Here is a 19428-nt window from a genome sequence, read left to right on the forward strand (position 1 = left end):
TAAGTTTGAATTTTTCGTGACTCTAGCTTCTTAAGGTCAGATTTTTAAATTTAATATTTCTGTACCCCTGCATTTATGTGTATGAACACAGTTGCAATATCAAAGCAAAAAAAGACACACAAGGTGTCTCCGTTTAAGCATTAATCATCTGCCGTTGTAAGAAATTTTCGGCATCGTTTGCCGGAAGAGGCGGGCTGAATAAGTAGCCTTGTCCGAAATGACAGCCGTTGTCGAGGAGGAATTTCACCTGATGGTCGTGTTCAATTCCTTCGGCAATCAATTCAAAATTCAAGTCTTTCGCCATCGAAATCATCGTTTTGACTAACGATGCTTTGTTGGGATCGGTTAAGATGTCTTGAATAAACGATTTATCAATTTTCACTGCGTCAATCGGTAATTGGCTGAGCAGGTGCAAGGAAGAGTAGCCGGTGCCGAAATCATCAATCGCAACGTGAACACCGAGGTTCTTTAATTCTTGAAGCGTTTTTTTCGTTCGTTCTAAATGACACATCACGCTCTCTGTGATCTCAATGCCTAAATGTTCCGGAGATAGTCGGCTTCGTTTTAACGCCTCCGAAATGTTGGTAGCGAAATCGTCTTGGTCAAATTGAATACTCGAGACATTCACAGCAACGTTTACATTCAGACCGGACGCTTGCCAGGCTTTAATTTGAGCACAAGCTTCTTGAATCACCCACTCACAGATCGTATTCATCGCTCCCGCACTCTCGGCGATCGGAATAAATTCAGCCGGCGGGATCATCCCCAGTTCCGGATGGCGCCATCGCAGCAGAGCTTCAACCCCGTAAGCTTTTCCGCAAGACAAGGTGATTTTCGGCTGGTAATAAAGTTCAAACTCATTGTTGCTTAACGCATTAAACAATTCATGCTCGATTTTTTCTCTTCGGGCAATAATGTCCTCGTCTTTATAAATGTAAAATTGGAAGTTATTTTTCCCGCGTTCCTTGGCTAAGTACATCGCATCGTCTGCATGCTTGATCAAGGGTGTCAGACTGTCGCCATCCTTTGGATACATACTTATTCCGATACTGGGCGTTGTATGAAACTCACCCCCATTCAACGCAAACGAAGCAGAAAAGCGATTGAGAATGCGTGCAGCCAGTTCTTTTACGCCTGCTTCATCTGTGCCGTCGATCAAAATAATGAACTCGTCGCCGCCGTGCCGGGCAACGATGTCTTGTTCACGAATACTTTGTTTGATTCTCCGACTGACTTTTTTCAGCAGCTCATCGCCGCTGTCGTGCCCCAACGTATCGTTAATGAACTTAAACCTGTCTAAGTCAATAAACATGATCGCTAATTGTTTTTGCTGATCACGGCAACGTGCGAGCGCTTGTTTAGCGGCGAGCTTGAAATACCTGCGGTTTGGCAGCCCGGTTAAACTGTCATAATAGGCGATACTTTCTAATTGTTCTTCCATTTGTTTTCGCTCGGTGATATCGTACGCAACGCCATTTAATTTTATGACGTCGCCGTTTTCATTTAATATCGGCTGTCCGTACACCTCTAACCAGCGCAAGTCCCCGTTTTTCCGGTAAACTCGCCACTCGCAATTGGAGGTTTTTCCCGCAAGCAAATCATGATAATGAGCAGCAACCTTTGTCTCATCTTGAGGATATGTACGTGAGATCCAGAGATTAAAGTCTTGCTCAAACTCGGTTGACGTGAATCCCATGACATCTTCGATTCCTTTGGAGACAGAGAACTTTTTTTCTTTCTCATCGAGCATCCAGAGAAATGCGCCGCTGTTCGTAAAGAGACTTTCCAGCTCTCTTTGCTGTAAATCATACTTTTTAGACAGATCATTTGATTGATCGTATTGCTTGCCGAGCCACCAGAAAAAGGGCTGCAAGACGAGGACAAAAATGGTGACTTCGCTGTAAGCCATCGCATCGGTTCTTGTTACCTCAAGATAAATCATCGCAATTAACGTAACCAAAACACTCGAAAAGCAGACAGCCAATCGTCCGGTATATTTCAAGCTTGAGCCCTCCTATGTTCGTTGTCCCGAAAATCGTTCGATATAGTAAAGTCTATTCACTTTTTTGCGAGGATTCAAACCATAACACCCCTTTTATGGTTGCCCTGTCAGTTGACAGAAAGGTGTAGATGGGATGAAAGAATTATAATAGAATGGAAAAAAATCATTCAATATTCGTAATTAAAAACCAACAATCGCTATTTGTGTGTCATGATACATATGACAAAACGAAAGGCAGCGCTTTACAGGCTGCGCAGACAAAAAATTAACAGGGCAGATATGGGGAGGTGAATACATGCTTTGGTTATCCCTTTTACTATTGAGTGTGATCGGATTTTTGTTGTTCGCTCATGGGTTGAAAACTAAATCTCAATTGTTCTTACTATTTGGCAGCATTCCTCTATTGGTAACAGTTCTTTATCTTAGCGGAATAGAGAGTTGGCTTATTATATTGCCACTCGTTCCAGCCATGTCATTGCTCATTTCTCACCTCGTAATGAAAAACGTAAAGCCGGCTTAACCTCGCGTGCAAGATGATATTAATAGATTTCGTGAAAACATAACTCTGTCAACAACGATCATAAACTATAGGAGTATATTGATGACGACGTTAATAAAACTGTTTCTTGAACTGCTGCGGATCACTGTCATATTTATCGGGCTTGGCGGTGTGCTTTGGTATATGGTTCTCGTCCATGTGTATGCATTTGACGCGCAAGCGCAGCAACATCAATGGCTGGGCGGCTTCGGCATTTACATAGTCATATACGTGCTTTATAAAAACAAACTCCAGTATTCCGGCTGGGTCAGGCGAGAACCGTCCGAACAGTTAGGGTCTATGGCGACGGTGCTCTTTTTATCCGGCGGACTCCTGCTGATCGCAATGCCGTATCTTATTCTTTTCGGCGCTTCTGTCTGATCGGTATCCATCACTGATTTTTTCGGGAGCGTGTAAGTTAAAATAGCGACAGATGAATTGATAAAGATTTAAATATGAAGTTTTCGAAAGGACGGGTCAATGATGACTGAAACAACTGCGCAAAATCCCAAAACAGAGACTGAAGTTGCTTGGTTTGTCGGGTCTCACTTCGATGGTGAGGATCAAACTGAGCGTTTCTTACAGGAAGGTATCTGGGAAAACGGCCATGATGAAAAATATCATGATGAGGTTAAATCGATGCAACCCGGCGACAAAATCGCGATCAAATCTACATACACGAAAAGCAAAGGCTTATCGTTTGGAGACCAAAATCGCCTAGTCTCAACGATGAAAATTAAAGTCACCGGTGTAATCAAAGAAAACCCGCAAGACGGAAAAAGAGTGTTTGTCGATTGGGACGAACCTTTTTCAACTTTAAAAGAATGGTATTTTTTCACCAATATGAAAAATGTGTGGAAGGTAACAAGAAAAAATATTGATCAACATACGTGGATGAGGAGAAATTTAATTGACTTCGCTTTTAATCAAGAAGAACAAATGATCGAACAATTTTTAGATGAACCTTATTGGAAGTACAGGTATGAAGATCCGAACATGTTTCTTTGGACAACGTTTTATGAAGAGATGGCGAATGCGCTCTTAAGTTATAAAGACCGGCGCCAAGAACTGCTTGAAAAGATGAATACCGCCTTTGAAAAACTCGATCTACGCAATCCATTGTTAACTCAAAATGCTGAGGGTGAGAGCGTTCTACTTGATGATATTTGCCCGTTCACATTTTATGCGTTGTTTAATAAAGGGTACACGGATGAGAACCGTATAAAAATCATTTCCGTTCTCAATGAATTTCTCGGCCTTGAGGAAACAATCCCGACACAATTCGAAGGTATTCCGGTGGTCAGTAACATGGCATCGCGTTTTTTTACTAGTGATCCCGAACCATCTGATATTGATAATCTTTGGGAAGTATTTGAATCCGCGATTTTACTTACCAAAAAAGATTCAGAAGAGAACAGAAATCAGTTTATCGAATATTTTAATCGTGTAATTACACAAAGCAGTATTAAATGGAATATCACATTCGGTTTGTATTGGATTAGACCTTGGGATTATCTGCCGCTCGATTCTCGTACAAAAGATGCGTTAGAAAATAAACTAAAGATTGAAGTGCCAGTTCATAAAAAAAATAAAACGATTACCGGGGAGGACTATTTGCGGCTGATCGACTTTTTGAATGATAAGTTTGAAGAAGAGGAGTTCCCGTCTGATTCTTACCCGGATCTCTCGTTTAAAGCTTGGCAAGAATCTATCGAACTGACTCAATATCATTCGAACCTGGCTGAAGAAAAAACACCTTACGGCGACGAAGGTTCAGAAGAGATAAATTCGTATTCGAAAGAAGATTTCCTCGCCGAAGTCTTTATTTCTGAAGCTTCGTACAATACGATCACGGCGTTACTGGATCGAAAAAAGAATTTGATATTGCAAGGCGCACCCGGTGTCGGCAAGACATTTGCGGCGAAGCGGCTCGCCTATTCACAGATGGGTGAGAAAGATGAATCGCGGATAATGATGATTCAGTTTCACCAAAGTTACGCGTACGAAGATTTTATTATGGGCTATCGCCCGAATGAGAACGGATTTGTCTTGCAAGAGGGACCGTTTTACCAGTTTTGCAAAATGGCAGCAGATGATCCGGAGCAGAGCTATTATTTCATTATTGATGAAATTAACCGCGGCAATTTAAGCAAGATCTTCGGTGAACTAATGATGCTGATTGAAGGCGACAAACGCGGCGACGAACTGAAGTTGACGTACACGAACGAGCCGTTTTCTGTCCCGGAAAATGTCTATTTAATCGGAATGATGAATACCGCTGACCGCAGTTTGGCGATCATCGATTACGCCCTGCGCCGACGCTTCAGCTTTTACGAATTAGAACCGGCGTTTGAGACAGAGAGCTTTGCCAATCACTTGCGCGAACAAGGTGCCCAGGAAGAGATGATTGAAAAAATCAACTGGCGCATCGGCCGGCTGAATGAAGAAATCAGCCAAGATGTCAATCTCGGGCCAGGTTTTCGCATCGGACACAGTTACTTTACCGATTACAACGATTCCGAAGATTGGTACGACGAGATCATTCAGTATGAAATCGCCCCCTTAATCAAGGAATATTGGTTTGATGAAGAAGAAAAAGCCGAGCAGAAAATCCAGGAACTCTTAAGGTGATCGCGATGAGCCATGCTGATAAGATCCCTGTGAAAAATATTTATGCGATGCTTTGTTATGCGTGGAACGAACTCGATCAATCAGACCGCGTCTTGGCAGGCAGTGAAAAATTCGATAACATTTACAACTTATTCGCCCGTATCTATATCAACGGGACGAAAAATATTATCAAACGCGGCTTGCATCGCTATTACATTGAAGAACAAGCGGCCGTTTCCACGCTGAAAGGAAAAATCAATGTGACGGAATCGGTCAAACAGCGGACGCTGACGAAACGGCAAATGATCTGCGAGTACGATGAATTCTCGGAAGACATCCTCTTAAATCAGATCGTCAAAGCGACGCTGACGCTGCTTTTAAAAACCTACGCGGTGGATGACAAGCTGAAACATCAGCTGAAAAAGCTGCGTTATGCGTTTTCTGACGTTGCAGACATCCGCCTGACGAAAACAGTCTTCACGTCGATCCGTTACAACCGAAACAATCATTATTACCGCATGCTGCTGCACATCAGTCAGCTCATTGTCGAACGCTCGCTGACAACAGAAGAAAACCAAGCATACACCTTTTCAGACTTTGTCCGTGACGGGCAGATGGCGAAGCTGTATGAAAAATTTATTCTGAACTTCTATCACTATCACTTAAACAAAAAGCACTATAAGGTTCATGCGCCGCAATTCAGCTGGCAGTTAGATGAGCGAGTAAGTCTGAAAGAAGAACGCTTGCTGCCGCGGATGCAATCAGACATTGTCGTTGAAAATAAACTGACTGAGACACAGCTGATTATTGACGCAAAGTATTACGCAGAAACACTGTTGACCGGCTACCGCTCGGAAACGGAGAAGCTCCGTTCCAACCACTTGTACCAACTGCTTACCTACATGCAGCAAAGTGATTTTCCCGGTGAAGTAAACGGAATGCTGCTCTATCCGACAATCGAGGAGGAAATCAATGCCGATTACTCACTGCGCGAGCAAACCGTCTCGATCCGAACTTTGAATTTGAATGCGGAGTGGGACGTGATTTCGGCGCGGTTAAAAGGTTTGATCACATAAGCAAGGCTATTCAATGTATAAAGCGCTGACTCATAAACTTAGCTTAAATATGTAAAAGCCTATCAAATCAAAAGCTGATCTGATAGGCTTATTTCGCTTCGTTAACATTCCTCATACAATAACTGATTACGTCGCAGGTCGCGCAATAAAAATTAGTATTTATTGTTGATTTTTTAGCTTGATGACTTGTTCAACCGCGGCTTGACCGGCACGGATCGCGCCTTCCATATGATTGGGAAACTGTTCGGCCAGTTCGCTCGCAGCAAAGGCAAATGGCCCGTGCGGGGTGCGCAAGATCTCTGCTGCATCCGGAATCCCGCCGTATTTAACGGCTGCGCCGTAGCCGCCGCCGCAAAATGGCTCGTCGACCCAAACGCTTTGTTCGGCATCTTTAAAGGCTCGGGCCGGGGAGCCAAAGACGTTCTCCAGTAAGTTTAGCGCAGTCTCCATTTGCTCACGGCTGCTTTGCTTTGCGATGTCTATTGCAGCATCGGCTCCGATAAACATGGTGAGCCGGTATCCGTCGCCTTGCTTAGACGAATCAACGACAGTCACCCCGGATGGATCGGTATAGACGACATCCATGATCGCTTCTTTGTCGCCGTTAAGGTTGTAATCATACCAAAAAGGGTCATCATACACCCAAGTCGTTTTGATGATCGACCCGTTAAGATAACTGTTGAGCGCCTGGCGATACCGGTTTTCCAGTGCAGGGCTGTATGTCAGCTTGCTGGCAACAGCGGGAGGGACAGCCATAATGACGGTGTCGGCTTCGTAAGAATGGTTATCTGACACGGCGCGATAGCCGGAAGCGGTCTCCTCGATATTAACAATCGCTTCGTCGTAACAGATCTGCTCCGAAATGGTATTTGTCATATACTGAATTAAGTCAGCTAGCGGAGCGTTTAACTGATGGCTGTCTTCCAGTTCGGAAGTGTAGCGCGTCATCAGCTCGATCACGCCCCGGGCACTGGCCTGATCGAGAGGGAGATTGATCAGTTCGGCATAGCTGCTCGCGACCGCTTGCTTTTCGGTATCTGTCAGCGAGAGGCGAGAAATGAGATCACTCAGCCGCAAATCGTCACCTTGAAGATCTGTCCGCCAGTCAGCTAATTCCTCTTCATGCTCGTCGATCGCTTCAGAACTTAATTCTTTGGCCGGATAAATCATACTGACAGCATCTGCCGGCGTAGCGGTTTCCGTCAGCTGCATTCCGGCACGTTCAATCCATTTCATGAGCTCTGTCATATCAGGATTGATAAATTGCGCTCCGAGTTCAAACGAACGGCCGCTCTTTGGACGCTGCACCGACTGGACTTTGCCCCCGGTCCTTGACGAAGCTTCAATCACGTTATAACTGTATCCTTTTTCCTTCAGGCGATTGGCCGCAGACAGCCCAGCAAGACCGGCGCCGACGACAATGACATCATAATGGTTGTTCATAGGGGTTGCTCACTCCAGTGCAATGTACTTTGCTCGAATCTGAGTTCGTTCTAGTTGAAGACATCGGGTCATACATCTTATACCCTCTTATCACAATCAGTAAATCGCTGAAATAATTGTTTTAAGATTGCATTGACGATACATGGGAATGAATGAAACAGGAGTTTTACTAAATTTGAAGAATGGATGTTATTGAGAGTATGAATACGAATTCTATTAATGTATAACGCAAGGGCGGTCACGATGATTTTTTTCGCCAATTGCGGGAATAAATTAACGAACAACCCAAAGTTTTGTCCGTCTTGCGGAACGAGCACCCAACAACAAGCGAACACGAACGAGCCAATCGTCAGTAATCAAACAGCCAACATCACTGCAAGCACTCCCACAGCATCTAACACAATGACGATTAAATTAATCGGCTGGATTTCAGTCGCATTTTCTTTATTGCTAGTACCGATATTATTCGCAGCATTGTCCGTAATTATGGGATACATGGTGAAAAAGAAAGGCGAAGATACTCACGGGACAGTACTGATGATTGTCGGCGTCGCTGCCGGTCTCTTTGGCGTATTAATCGGTGCGATGATCGGAGCGAATAACCCTGTTTATTATTGATGATAAAATTTTGAAGAAAAGTTCTGAGCGAAAGTAAAAAGCACTCAGCTGAAGTGAGGTGTGCTGAGTGCTTTTTATTAGAGATGCAGCTTAGTAAACAAACAATTGAAAATAACACATTATGTTTTTTAGCAAAAAAATTCCACCGGTATTTTGATAATACTCTGCTTGTGGAACACATTGCAACAATTACTTATTGAGTGTTGGAAAGATTGAATTTGTTGGTAAAAAGTGATCAAATTTATCGAGCAAAAAAAAGTCTACTTTAGTCCAGCAGTCACAACATGCTAAGACTCCTTTGACTTTGCTGCATGTTGGGAAAATTATAGTATCTATTGTGAGTACAGAAATTGTGGACATAGGTTATTTGATTATTAAGGGGATATCCGGAAAATGTTTGAATATGCATTACTTCTGATAATCGGGATTATGTTAACTCATGCAGTAGTAACCCTATTAAAGGTAACCTCCAATAAAAGTGGTATAACGTTGCAAATCCGCATTTTTCTGAAGAGCCCCGATAAAAGAATAGCTTACAAATTTGTCATGAAATCAGACTTTATTTTGTAGCTCTCCAATCATTTAAAGCTGGATCCCCTTACCGAAGATGAATTCGGCTTTATAAATCCAAATATCGGATCATTATATATTTTTTACTAACACTGCATAAATAAAGTCATAATATTAAGTAATTATTAAATACGAGGTTATTCTTTATGAGTATATGAGATGTTAAAAGTAACATCATCGGGCCGAATAGCCTTATCAGAAGATATAGTCCAACGATTGCCTTCAATTTGTGTAATGTTTTCAGGACCATGAATAATGTAATTGAAATGAGATGGCTTTGTTTCTACTTCTCCATTTGCAGGTACATACAATGTAATTAACTTATGACCGTAAGTAAATCTTATTACAAGTGGAAAATCTAATGCATCAGATGATTTATTTTCCCATACCTCTAGAATAACATGAGCCATTCCTCCGCCTGGAATATATACCATATCTAAATACATCGGTAAAATAGAATTATTACCTTTCAGCCATTCATATAAATAAGTGAATTTATTTCTCATGTTTTCTTCGATAACAGAAAATCCCATGTGAACTAAAGCTTTGCAAATTCCCACAGGATTATAGGTAGGAAGATTGTTACACTTCAAAGTGTATGTTTTTGACTGCTCATCTTCATCCAATAATTCAAAAATCTTTTCCTCTTCTTCTAAAAAAATACTTACTTGATTTGACCCAAAGTTACTGGCAATAAATGATTCATCACCACTAGGCTTATATTTGGGAGAACCTTTTCGTGGTCTACCTCTCATAAAAATTCGTTCTAATTGAAGGTAGTTAACAAGGTCATTTTCATATTTGCTAAATATTAGTTCATTACATTCATCACATTCATTATGATTAAAAAGACTTCTATTACCTAACGCTGCTGGTACTACGTGAGCAATTTTTCTGAAAGTAACTTCACTAGTAACTCTATTACAAAAAATACATTGCTTATCTTCAGAATTTCCTAAAAATACTTTGGGAGGCGGTGTTCCATGTATAGGGTAAGCATATTCATAGATTTGGTTGTATAAGAAGTTTTCGTTCATTTAAATTCATTCCTTTCTGAATATTAAGAGAACTACTTGTTTACAATTATTTTTCAGAGAAGTCGAAAGCTAGCTTGTTCTGATAGTCCAATTCCAAGACAGCTTTAAAGTACATATACTATTTCAACTTGAATTCTTTTAATTTTCTTGTTTTACCTTCTTCAGAGAACGTATTGATGTTATCTTTGTTAAGGTGTTCCTTCCGAACATCTTTTTTAGAAATGCTATCTTGCAGCCACCTTTATATACAGTGCATCGAAAAAATATAAAATTGTATATTTACCCAAGATAAATCGCGACCGAATACCTTGCTCGTGTCATAGCAACATAGAACTTAGCCAATGTTTGACCTTTTAAATCAACCGACCAATCGTACATTTTGTTTTTCATATCTTTAGTTGGAAATATGAGGACGTGCTGCCTGGTAATCCCTTTAGCTTTTCCAAACGTTACCTGTTCTAAATAACGTGGTACTCCTAGCTTTTCTAACTTGTTTAATGTCTTAACATTATAATATAAAATTGTTGGACTATAATTTTTTGTATAGTTAAGTAACTCTTGCTGGTTATTCAATTTGACGATCCCTTCATCTTCTTGTCGCTCTCTATGAGGATCTTCTATTAATTTTAAATCATCATATAATGCATTTACAAAGTCACAGATTTCTTGGTTACACCTATAGCAAACCTCAAGTTGCTCTAAATGTTCTATTCCCATTTCTTTGATAAAAAAGTTAAATATTTTATCATTTTTATAAATAGAATGCTTTCTACTTGTATTTGTTGAATATGTCGATTGTCTATGATCTCCCACAATAATTACATTACAAGATAAATTGTAAATATTTCTGATTATTTCTAAATCATATCCATTTAAATCTTGCACTTCATCGATCAATACAGTACTATAAATTTTCTCAATTCTATTATAGATACGTCCGTTAATTATCTTATTGATCACATCTACGAATTGAGCTAATCTTTCGGAATACAAATGATTATTTCTATTTATATAATATCCTTTACTGTTAGAAGTAAGTCCCTTCCTTTTGGGTATTTTACTTTCAAGAGTATCGTCTAATCCTTCTATGAGCGGCATTTTAACCATTTTTCTATAAGGCTTGGCCATCTCATTAAAAAGAAATTCTATCCATGTTCTACACTCTATACTTTCAGAAAGCCCTCCGGGTTTACTAGCTATATCGTTCTTCATAGATTTTAAATTGTTTCTCGTGTAAGTTAAGTAAAGAACCTTCCCTTCAGATTTCAAATTTAAAGCTTCCTTTATTAATAAAGAAGTTTTTCCTGTACCAGCTCCAGCCTGAATAATTCTTTTAACGTATTGCATCAATAATATACTCTGGATATTCAAATTTTTCTGTGGTGTCTAGAAAAACACTTAATGCCCAATCAGTCTTATTTGTCTCCATATATTTTTCCAACTCCTCTATAGAACTTTCACTTCTATTTAATATATTTTTCAACTTTTCAAAGTTAGAGCCCTTATATAAAAACTGAGGTTCTAAGGTCTTTAATCTATAATTACTATCAGAACAAATATGGATAAAGGAATGATCTTTGTAACCTTTGTACTTCTGCTCAATATTATCTTCGTAATTTCCATCATTGTCAGTGACTACAAATGTTTTTATTTCTAAAAGTATTGCAATATCTAAAAAACGTTTAAAAGAAAGACCATTTACACTAAAAATATCTATCCCATCATCTAGTGGAACTTTACCTCCGTTGTTGTCCATATAGCATTTCGTAACAATGAGCTCATCTGCTGGACCTTCTACTAATATAACTTTTTTAGATAAGATGAACCTTAAAGTATTATAATTAGGTAATTTTTGAAAATAACTAACTGTATCTTCAGATAATTGATCCATTGCGCTATTCTCTGTTGAGCTAAGAAGTATGAGATTATCTAAATGTAATTTATTTAATATATAAGAATCGTGAGTAGATACAAAAACTTGTTGACCTTCTGACAACTCAGATAAACGGGTTACTAATTGACGCATGTTTGTGAAAGACAAATGATTTTCCGGTTCTTCCATCAATAGTATTGTTTGCTTTTCTTTTCGATTTTGAACAGCATAAATAGTTTTAAGCATATTTTGAGCACCAGTTCCGATATTTTCAAAAGGAATATTATCGATGTAAGCATTTACAGCTGTTTCCCAACTAGTGTTTCGGCTAACATCTAAAGAGAGAGCCAACTTTTTGGGATCATCTTGACTGAATGAACCTTGTTTTTTTTCATTTAGGCTGTCATTTAACTTTATTACTTCTTCATGTCTAGAAAATTGCTCTTTATACTCTCGGTACAAAACTGCCAGATTAGCTCGTTGTTTTTTATCTAAAGTATTATCAATAATTCCCATAAAATGCTTTTGCGGAAGATTACTAAAAGCACTTCCATTGGAATCAATTAAATACGATTTAAAAGGTATAGCTCTAGGTGTAATAATATGACCACCAAACGTTTTCCATTCCATCATATAAAATTCAGTAGGAATTAGAGAAATTTCTTCATTTTGAATATATTCTTCATATTCGTCTTCATATTTTTTGTCGAACTCTATATTAAAACTAAGACCTATACAATCTTTACTTTCCATGTTTTCAGAGCCTCTAAATTTATTTAAATCTTGATCGGTAGTATTAGTTAAATATAACTCAATATGTATACTAGGTGGAGAAGGCGGAACATGCTCTAATTGATCTTCTCTACACTTTTGAGCATTACCTATAAAATCATTTGTTATACACTTATTAAAAAAAAAAGGATTGATTTCCTGATAAACAGGACGGTTTCTAATAACTCCTGTTAAAGCTAAATGAATGGCTTCAAATATCGTGGACTTACCAGTACCGTTATCTCCGATTAAGATATTCATGTCTTCTTTTACATGTAAATCTAAATATTGAAAGTGCTTGTAGTTCTTAATAATTATTCTTTCTATCATAATTCACTCTCCTCAATCTAATAAATCTTGTACACCGTGAAATACAGCGATTTTTCTATCCTTAAACTCATTTTCAAATACTTCAATTATTTCTTTCGGAATTTTATTATCTTGGAATTCTTCGATTGTAATATAAAAAAAGCTGCAGATATAAACATGTTTCATTTCTCGATATATTTTAGCTAGATATTCCTTGTCATAAGCGTCAACTTGTCCTTTTTTATATTTAAAAAATTATTCTTTTCCGTCTGCCCTTTTATAAAATATCCTTCTAGAGCATCACCGGATAGGTCACTCTTATTTTTCTACCCGTTTTTCTGAAATACTCAGCATTATTGAAAAATAGATTACTATCATTTTGTATATCATTAATATACTCTTGATTATCAACAATTCCTTTTAATAAAAAAGAATCTTTTTGTCGAAATCATCATATATCGATTGTAGATCCTATTCTTCTTCAACTCCTCATTGTTATCTTTATAATTATTTGAATAATATTCCATTAATTTGTAACATAAAATTAACCAAATAGATATAAAAAACGTTCATAAAAGTACACATTTACGAATTCTTTTAATGCTAAAAAATCACTCTTTATCCCGTTCGGAAAGGTTAAGTTCCTCCACTTGAACGTTCGAGAGGTTGCAACGACATTTCCGAACAAATACTCAATTGCATCGTATGAGTTTGATTAGTCAGTGAAAAATTCTTGGGTGATCCTCGTTATTATTCAATCCAAGGATACTTAGCTTCTGTTGTCTTTGTGACTAAAATCAGTGTGAATATTTACAAGTTAAATAATTTAATTGTATCAGAGATGAGAGGCATACTATAGCTTGTAGTGAAAAATTGAATATGCTCTAACTAGAGATGAATAACATTTTGATCGCAGCGAGGATATTGGTAATTTTATGATTGCAACTTCCTGCAGAATTTCGCAAAGTTTATCGAACATTTAACAAGGGAAATTAATGGCTATACTGGTTAGAGAGATGATCCGCCTTGGACTTAAATAAATGGGATATAAATAAAAAAATATAAGGAGTGATCTAGAGCCATTGAATATTAAACCGGACGATTATTATTATGCGGTGATGAGGTCAGCGATGAAGTTACCGGGAGTGCGGTTGAAGCGGGAGGCTTTTTTGCGCGAGGCGCTTAAGCGTCACGTGAAGCCGCAGCAAGTGGAGACAGCTGTCGCGTCGACGCCTGCGGACGCGGGGATACCGCTAAAGACGATTAATAAGATCGCGAAAGCGGCGATCCGAACGGAAACGAGAAGGGTGACTGCGATCTCCGCAGCAGCCGGGGCGCCGGGCGGTTTTGCGATTGCGGGGACCCTGCCGGCCGACCTTGTGCAGTACTTCAGCCATGTGATTCGTTTGCAGCAAAAACTGATTTACCTGTACGGCTGGGAAGAAATCGCATCTGATGACGGCGAGTTTGATGAAGAATCGCTGGAGCAGCTGACGTTGTTTTTAGGAGTCATGTTCGGTGTGAAATCCGCTGAGGAAGCGGTCAGCCAGCTGATCAGTGACAGAGATAGTGAAGCGGAGCGTCCGCAGCTGCCGACCGCGGTGCTTTACCCGGTAATTGCGAAGGTGGCCACAACGCTCGGCTATAAAATGTCGAAACATATTTTTGCAAGAGGCCTCAGTAAAGCCGTCCCTGTCATGGGCGCCTTCACCTCCGGCGGTGTGACGTACACCGCGTTTAAGCCGCTGTCCAAACGCCTGCAAGCGTTCTTAAAAGCGTTGCCGATTGCCGATCCGAAATCCGGCCGCAAATAGAACATTTCAAACACCTCCGCAGCGGGGTGTTTTTTACGTACAGTTTTAGAAAGAAGCAGGCAGGGAACGCGTAGGTTATCCGATCATTGTTACAAATCGAGATCAGCATATAGATCATGATAAAAAGGAGCGATTTTCATGCGTCAGCAAGTGAAGCAGTATATTAACGGCGAGTGGGTCGAGTCGACGGATTCGGCAACGCTCGATGTGATTAACCCGGCAACGGAAGAAGTGATGGGCAAAATCAGCGCGGGCACCGTCGCTGATACGGACAAGGCGGTCGCTGCGGCGAAGGCGGCGTTTCCGGCGTTGGCGAATTCGACGAAAGCCGAGCGGATCCAATGGCTGAAACAAATCGTCGCTGGTTATGAAGCGCGAAAAGATGAACTGATTCAAGTCATGACCGAGGAATTAGGTTCACCGCTCTCGATTTCGGAACAGGTGCATTATCAGATGGGGCTCGGCCATTTCAAGCAGGCCGCTGAGTCGCTGGAACATTTTTCGTTTCAAGAAGACCGCGGCGGTCACACGGTCTTAAAAGAATCGGTCGGGGTAAGCGCATTGATTACGCCGTGGAACTTCCCGACAAACCAGACGTCGACGAAAATTGCCAGCGCGATCGCAGCAGGAAGCCCGGTGATTTTAAACCCGGCGTCGATGACTCCATTTGCCGCGATGATCTTGGCAGAAATTATTGATGAATCCGGCTTGCCGGACGGCGCCTTTAACCTCGTGACCGGCTCCGGGTCCGTTGTCGGCGACCGCTTGAGCAAGCACCCGGATATTGATTTCGTCTCCTTCACAGGCTCGGGCGAAACAGGCAAGAAAATTATGCAAAACGGCGCTGAAACGATTAAGCGCGTCGCGTTGGAACTCGGCGGCAAGTCCCCGCTTCTTGTGCTTGACGATGCTGATGTAAACAAAGCGGCAAAAACGGCCGCATCCCACATCATGAATAATTCCGGACAGGTATGCTCAGCCGCCACGCGGGTTCTCATTCCGCAAGCGATGAAAGCGTCGTTTGAAGAAGCGATCGTTGACGCCTTAAAGGAATTTCCGGTCGGCGATCCGCAAAAGGACGGGATTGCGACCGGACCGCTCGTCTCGAAAGATCAATGGGATACGGTGCAGTCCTATATCGAAAAAGGCAAAGAAGAAGCGACGCTCCTCACAGGCGGCACCGGCAAGCCGGAAGGACTGGAAACCGGTTATTATGCAAAGCCGACGGTATTCACTGATGTCTCCAACGACACCGTCATCGCCCAGGAAGAAATCTTCGGCCCGGTGACAACGATATTGACTTACGAAGACTTGGATCACGCGCTTGAACTCGCAAACGATACGATTTACGGCCTCGCCGGATACATCGTCGGAAACGATCCGGAAAAACTCCGGTACGCAGCTGCGAATATCCGCTCCGGCCGCATTAAAATCAATGACACGAAAACAGATTTCAACGGCCCGTTCGGAGGGTACAAACAATCTGGCGTCGGCCGGGAATGGGGCGATTACGGGATCGAAGAATACCTCGAAATCAAATCCGTTCACGGCATGCCGGGTGGTTCCTGATGAAAATAATGAAAATAGCGTCCGTGTAGGTGTCCGTGCCTATACGGACTTTTTTAATGTAAATGGCAATCATTTTAGCAGATGCATCCTTAAGTATTCTAATTCAGCTTGAATAATTTACATCAAAACTCATAAAAAAGAGAATTTATGCTACAATCATTACAAGAAAATGTTAATTGGACGGGTTTATTTAACTGATTTATGACGAAATGTGGTGTGGCAATGATTGTGTATGAAGCGACAAAATCAGACTTTTTAGAAGATGTATTTAAAGATGAACTTGTGCAAAACATCTGTGATAATTATGAGTCGAAAGTGGGCAGAATTAACCAAAGTGAAGTTCGCTCATGGGATAACTCGATGCAGTATATGTACCGGGTGTTGTCCGATAATGACATTCCGAGTGATGCCGGTGTCGCGATCGAGTTTAAAATCCCGTATACGTCCAAGCGTGTTGATCTGCTTATCTCCGGTTATGAAGAAGAAAGCGGTGCGGTAGTCGTTGTTGAACTTAAGCAGTGGGATAAGGTAGAGAAAATTGATAATAAAGAAGCGATTGTCAAGACGGCCTTCAAAAACGGATTAACAGAAACAACGCATCCGTCCTATCAAGCATGGTCTTATGCGGCGCTGATTGAAGATTACAATGAAAATGCGCAGAAAGAGAACTTGCAGCTGTATCCTTGCGCTTATTTACATAACTATCTGCATCAAAAAGAAGCAGACCCTTTAACAGATCCGATTTATGAGTTTTATATTGAGCAAGCCCCAGTGTTTTTAAAAGGAGATGCACCGAACCTGCGCGATTTTATCAAGCGCCATATCCAAACAGGGGATCAAAAGAAAAATCTCTATCAAATTGAAAAAGGCAAAATCCGTCCGTCCAAATCGTTGCAAGATTCCTTGAACAATATGCTGAAGGGCAACCGGGAGTTTGTCATGATCGATGAACAGAAAGTTGTTTTTGAGAGTGCTCTTCAGCTCGCGAATCAGGCTTTACGGACAAAAACGAAAGAAGTGTTGGTGATTGAAGGCGGGCCAGGGACAGGCAAATCGGTCTTGGCGATCAACCTTCTCGTAGAAATGACGAACCGCGGTCTCGTCAGTCAATATGTCACAAAAAACGCAGCCCCGAGAAATATATATTCAACAAAACTGAAACAGGATTTTCGAAAAGGGCATATCGATAACTTATTTAAAGGATCTGGTTCTTACGTTGATGCACCGAGAGACGAATTCGATTGCTTAATTGTTGATGAGGCGCACCGTTTAAATGAGAAGTCCGGGCTGTTTTCGCACTTAGGCGAAAACCAAACAAAGGAAATTATGGCCTCGTCCAAACTCGCGATTTACTTTATCGATGAGCGTCAGCGCGTTACGTTGAAAGACGCGGGAAGCATGAATGAAATTCAGCGTTTTGCAGAAGCAGAAGGCGCTAATCTAACAACGATGAAACTCGAATCCCAGTTTCGTTGCAACGGTTCGGATGGATTCTTGGCATGGGTAGATGACGTTTTGCAGATTAGAGAAACCGCGAACACGCATGATATGGGTGCTTCTTACGATTTTAGAGTGTACGGCGATCCAAATGAATTGAAAAACGATATTATGAAACTGAACGAAAATAACAATAAAGCGCGCATGCTTGCGGGCTACTGCTGGAACTGGGATAAAGAAGGAAAAGCCGATTCGGATTACCACGATGTAGTGCTTGAAGATTTCGGTTTTGCGATGAGCTGGAACCTCGGGAATACAGATACTTGGGCCATCGATCAAGACTCAGTCAATGAAATCGGCTGTATCCATACAGCTCAAGGACTTGAGTTTGATTATGTCGGGGTGATTATCGGCGACGACCTTATTTACCGCTACGGTGAAGTGATCACAGATTCGACTAAACGCGCGAAAACAGATAACTCCTTGCGCGGAATCAAAAAAATGCAAAAAGAAGATCCGGAAAAGGCTGCCCAACTTGCGGATGAAATTATCCGAAACACGTATCGAACGCTCCTCACGAGAGGACAAAAAGGATGCTTTATTTACTGTACAGATAAAGACCTTGAGAACTACTTCCGGGAGCGACTGGAAAAAGTATCACAGGATTATGAAGAAAATGAGTTTTTTAAGCCAATGATGGAAGTGGCGGAAAAAAAGCAAAGGTATTGAAGGATTTTTTGAAGAGGATTTTAAGGGGGACTTTTATGAAAGTTGCTGCTATTGATTTTGAGACCGCAAACGAGAACAGAAATAGTATCTGTGCTGTTGGGATAGCAGCTGTAAATTTGTTTACAGGTGAGAAAAAAGATTATTATTCTTTAATTAAACCAAAAGGTAATTATTTTGCCAATTATAATTCTATGATTCACGGGATCACTGAAAATGATGTTGAAAATGCTCCGTCTTTTGATGAAGTATGGCTAGATATCCTTCCGGAAATTTCAGATCATTTGATTATTGCTCATAATGCAAGCTTTGATATTAGCTGTTTGAGAAAAACCTTGGATTTGTACAACCTTACATATCCTAGCTTGCAATATAACTGCACACGGAATATTGCTAAAAAGCATTGGCCGGGCTTGAGTTCGTATAAACTTTCTGTTGTAGCTGATTATCTTGATTTTCAGTTCGAACACCATCATGCTCTTGAAGATGCAAGAGCTTCGGTTTACATTTTTGAGAAAGTAGTTAATGATCTTGGTGTTCACAGTCCTGAAGAATTATCTGAGAAGCTAAATATGGTACAGGGTTCACTTTATAAAGATGGTTATGAACCAGCAAGAATAAATAAAAGATACCGTAATTCTTTTTCAGAAGATTATTCACTCCTTCAAGCTGAAAATAATGAGTTTGACAGCAGTCATCCTTTTTATAATTCGCACGTGACATTTACAGGTACGTTAGAGTCGATGACAAGAAAAGAAGCAGCCCAAAATATTGTTAATCTAGGCGGTCATTTTGAGAAGGGTGTGACCAAGAATACCAACTTTTTGATTTTAGGTGATCAAGATTTTAATAGGTTTGCCAATGGCAAAAAAAGCAGCAAATTATTAAAAGCAGAAAGCAATATTGCACAAGGTCAAAATTTAGAGATTATGCCAGAACAAGACTTTATAGAACTTTTATAACTATAGATTCTCAAAAATTAATTCCGATTTGAACTTATTAATTAGTGAAAAAAGTATATTAGACGAGTCAAAT

13 protein-coding genes are annotated in these 19428 nt (G+C 40.5%); 8 read left to right on the forward strand and 5 right to left on the reverse strand.

The genetic code is table 11. The annotated features are described in order from the left end of the window. Positions 1-133: 133 nt before the first annotated feature. Positions 134-2002, reverse strand: a complete 1869-nt coding sequence (locus EDD67_RS11445; protein WP_121440135.1) for a sensor domain-containing protein — start codon at positions 2000-2002, stop codon at positions 134-136. Positions 2003-2603: 601 nt separating this feature from the next. On the opposite strand from EDD67_RS11445, the gene EDD67_RS11450 reads away from it, so the two are divergent. The 3 genes from EDD67_RS11450 (at position 2604) to EDD67_RS11460 (ending at position 6226) form a co-directional block, all read left to right on the forward strand. Next, positions 2604-2921 carry a hypothetical protein gene (locus EDD67_RS11450; RefSeq protein WP_121440137.1) on the forward strand — a complete coding sequence of 106 codons (318 nt, stop codon included), beginning with the start codon at positions 2604-2606 and terminating at the stop codon, positions 2919-2921. A gap of 102 nt (positions 2922-3023) precedes the next feature. Further along, complete coding sequence (locus EDD67_RS11455; protein ID WP_158638229.1) at positions 3024-5171, forward strand: AAA family ATPase; 2148 nt, start codon at positions 3024-3026, stop codon at positions 5169-5171. A gap of 5 nt (positions 5172-5176) precedes the next feature. Then, positions 5177-6226, forward strand: coding sequence for a 5-methylcytosine restriction system specificity protein McrC (locus EDD67_RS11460; RefSeq protein WP_123875842.1), 1050 nt, complete (start codon positions 5177-5179; stop codon positions 6224-6226). 159 nt (positions 6227-6385) lie between these two features. Here EDD67_RS11460 and EDD67_RS11465 read toward each other — a convergent pair whose 3' ends face one another. Then, positions 6386-7669 carry a flavin monoamine oxidase family protein gene (locus tag EDD67_RS11465; protein WP_121440140.1) on the reverse strand — a complete coding sequence of 428 codons (1284 nt, stop codon included), beginning with the start codon at positions 7667-7669 and terminating at the stop codon, positions 6386-6388. Between the two features lie 243 nt (positions 7670-7912). Between EDD67_RS11465 and EDD67_RS13990 the strand changes: the two genes are divergently transcribed. Then, positions 7913-8287, forward strand: coding sequence for a hypothetical protein (locus EDD67_RS13990; RefSeq protein WP_121440141.1), 375 nt, complete (start codon positions 7913-7915; stop codon positions 8285-8287). Between the two features lie 707 nt (positions 8288-8994). Here the strand turns inward: EDD67_RS13990 and EDD67_RS11475 are convergent. From EDD67_RS11475 to EDD67_RS11485, 3 genes are all read right to left on the reverse strand, one after another. Continuing rightward, positions 8995-9894: an HNH endonuclease gene (locus EDD67_RS11475; protein ID WP_121440142.1), complete on the reverse strand. Its 900-nt coding sequence runs from the start codon at positions 9892-9894 to the stop codon at positions 8995-8997. 279 nt (positions 9895-10173) lie between these two features. Continuing rightward, entirely contained in the window at positions 10174-11241 is a 1068-nt protein-coding gene (locus tag EDD67_RS11480) for a UvrD-helicase domain-containing protein (RefSeq protein WP_121440143.1), read from the reverse strand. Next, on the reverse strand, positions 11228-12868 hold the full coding sequence (locus EDD67_RS11485) for an ATP-dependent nuclease (RefSeq protein ID WP_242006034.1): 1641 nt from the start codon (positions 12866-12868) through the stop codon (positions 11228-11230). Before EDD67_RS11485 ends, EDD67_RS11480 begins: the two co-directional genes overlap by 14 nt. Before the next feature lie 1061 nt (positions 12869-13929). Here EDD67_RS11485 and EDD67_RS11490 point away from each other — a divergent pair. The 4 genes from EDD67_RS11490 to EDD67_RS11505 all read left to right on the forward strand — a co-directional run bounded on the left by EDD67_RS11490 (position 13930) and on the right by EDD67_RS11505 (position 19355). Beyond that, positions 13930-14661, forward strand: coding sequence for a hypothetical protein (locus EDD67_RS11490; protein ID WP_121440145.1), 732 nt, complete (start codon positions 13930-13932; stop codon positions 14659-14661). A 138-nt stretch (positions 14662-14799) separates the two neighbouring features. Beyond that, positions 14800-16230: an aldehyde dehydrogenase family protein gene (locus EDD67_RS11495; RefSeq protein WP_121440146.1), complete on the forward strand. Its 1431-nt coding sequence runs from the start codon at positions 14800-14802 to the stop codon at positions 16228-16230. A gap of 222 nt (positions 16231-16452) precedes the next feature. Then, complete coding sequence (locus EDD67_RS11500; RefSeq protein WP_121440147.1) at positions 16453-18396, forward strand: DUF2075 domain-containing protein; 1944 nt, start codon at positions 16453-16455, stop codon at positions 18394-18396. A gap of 35 nt (positions 18397-18431) precedes the next feature. Then, positions 18432-19355, forward strand: a complete 924-nt coding sequence (locus EDD67_RS11505; protein WP_121440148.1) for an exonuclease domain-containing protein — start codon at positions 18432-18434, stop codon at positions 19353-19355. Positions 19356-19428: the final 73 nt, after the last annotated feature.

The sequence above is a fragment of the Salisediminibacterium halotolerans genome, assembly GCF_003814815.1.
Classification (GTDB): Bacteria; Bacillota; Bacilli; order Bacillales; family Salisediminibacteriaceae; genus Salisediminibacterium; species Salisediminibacterium halotolerans.

Coding starts and splice junctions, on each gene's coding strand:
- EDD67_RS11475 (WP_121440142.1), bottom strand. CDS start 9,894: ATGAACGAAAACTTCTTATACAACCAAATCTATGAATATGCTTACCCT.
- EDD67_RS11455 (WP_158638229.1), top strand. CDS start 3,024: ATGACTGAAACAACTGCGCAAAATCCCAAAACAGAGACTGAAGTTGCT.
- EDD67_RS11450 (WP_121440137.1), top strand. CDS start 2,604: ATGACGACGTTAATAAAACTGTTTCTTGAACTGCTGCGGATCACTGTC.
- EDD67_RS11460 (WP_123875842.1), top strand. CDS start 5,177: ATGAGCCATGCTGATAAGATCCCTGTGAAAAATATTTATGCGATGCTT.
- EDD67_RS11485 (WP_242006034.1), bottom strand. CDS start 12,868: ATGATAGAAAGAATAATTATTAAGAACTACAAGCACTTTCAATATTTA.
- EDD67_RS11495 (WP_121440146.1), top strand. CDS start 14,800: ATGCGTCAGCAAGTGAAGCAGTATATTAACGGCGAGTGGGTCGAGTCG.
- EDD67_RS11465 (WP_121440140.1), bottom strand. CDS start 7,669: ATGAACAACCATTATGATGTCATTGTCGTCGGCGCCGGTCTTGCTGGG.
- EDD67_RS11505 (WP_121440148.1), top strand. CDS start 18,432: ATGAAAGTTGCTGCTATTGATTTTGAGACCGCAAACGAGAACAGAAAT.
- EDD67_RS11480 (WP_121440143.1), bottom strand. CDS start 11,241: ATGCAATACGTTAAAAGAATTATTCAGGCTGGAGCTGGTACAGGAAAA.
- EDD67_RS11500 (WP_121440147.1), top strand. CDS start 16,453: ATGATTGTGTATGAAGCGACAAAATCAGACTTTTTAGAAGATGTATTT.
- EDD67_RS13990 (WP_121440141.1), top strand. CDS start 7,913: ATGATTTTTTTCGCCAATTGCGGGAATAAATTAACGAACAACCCAAAG.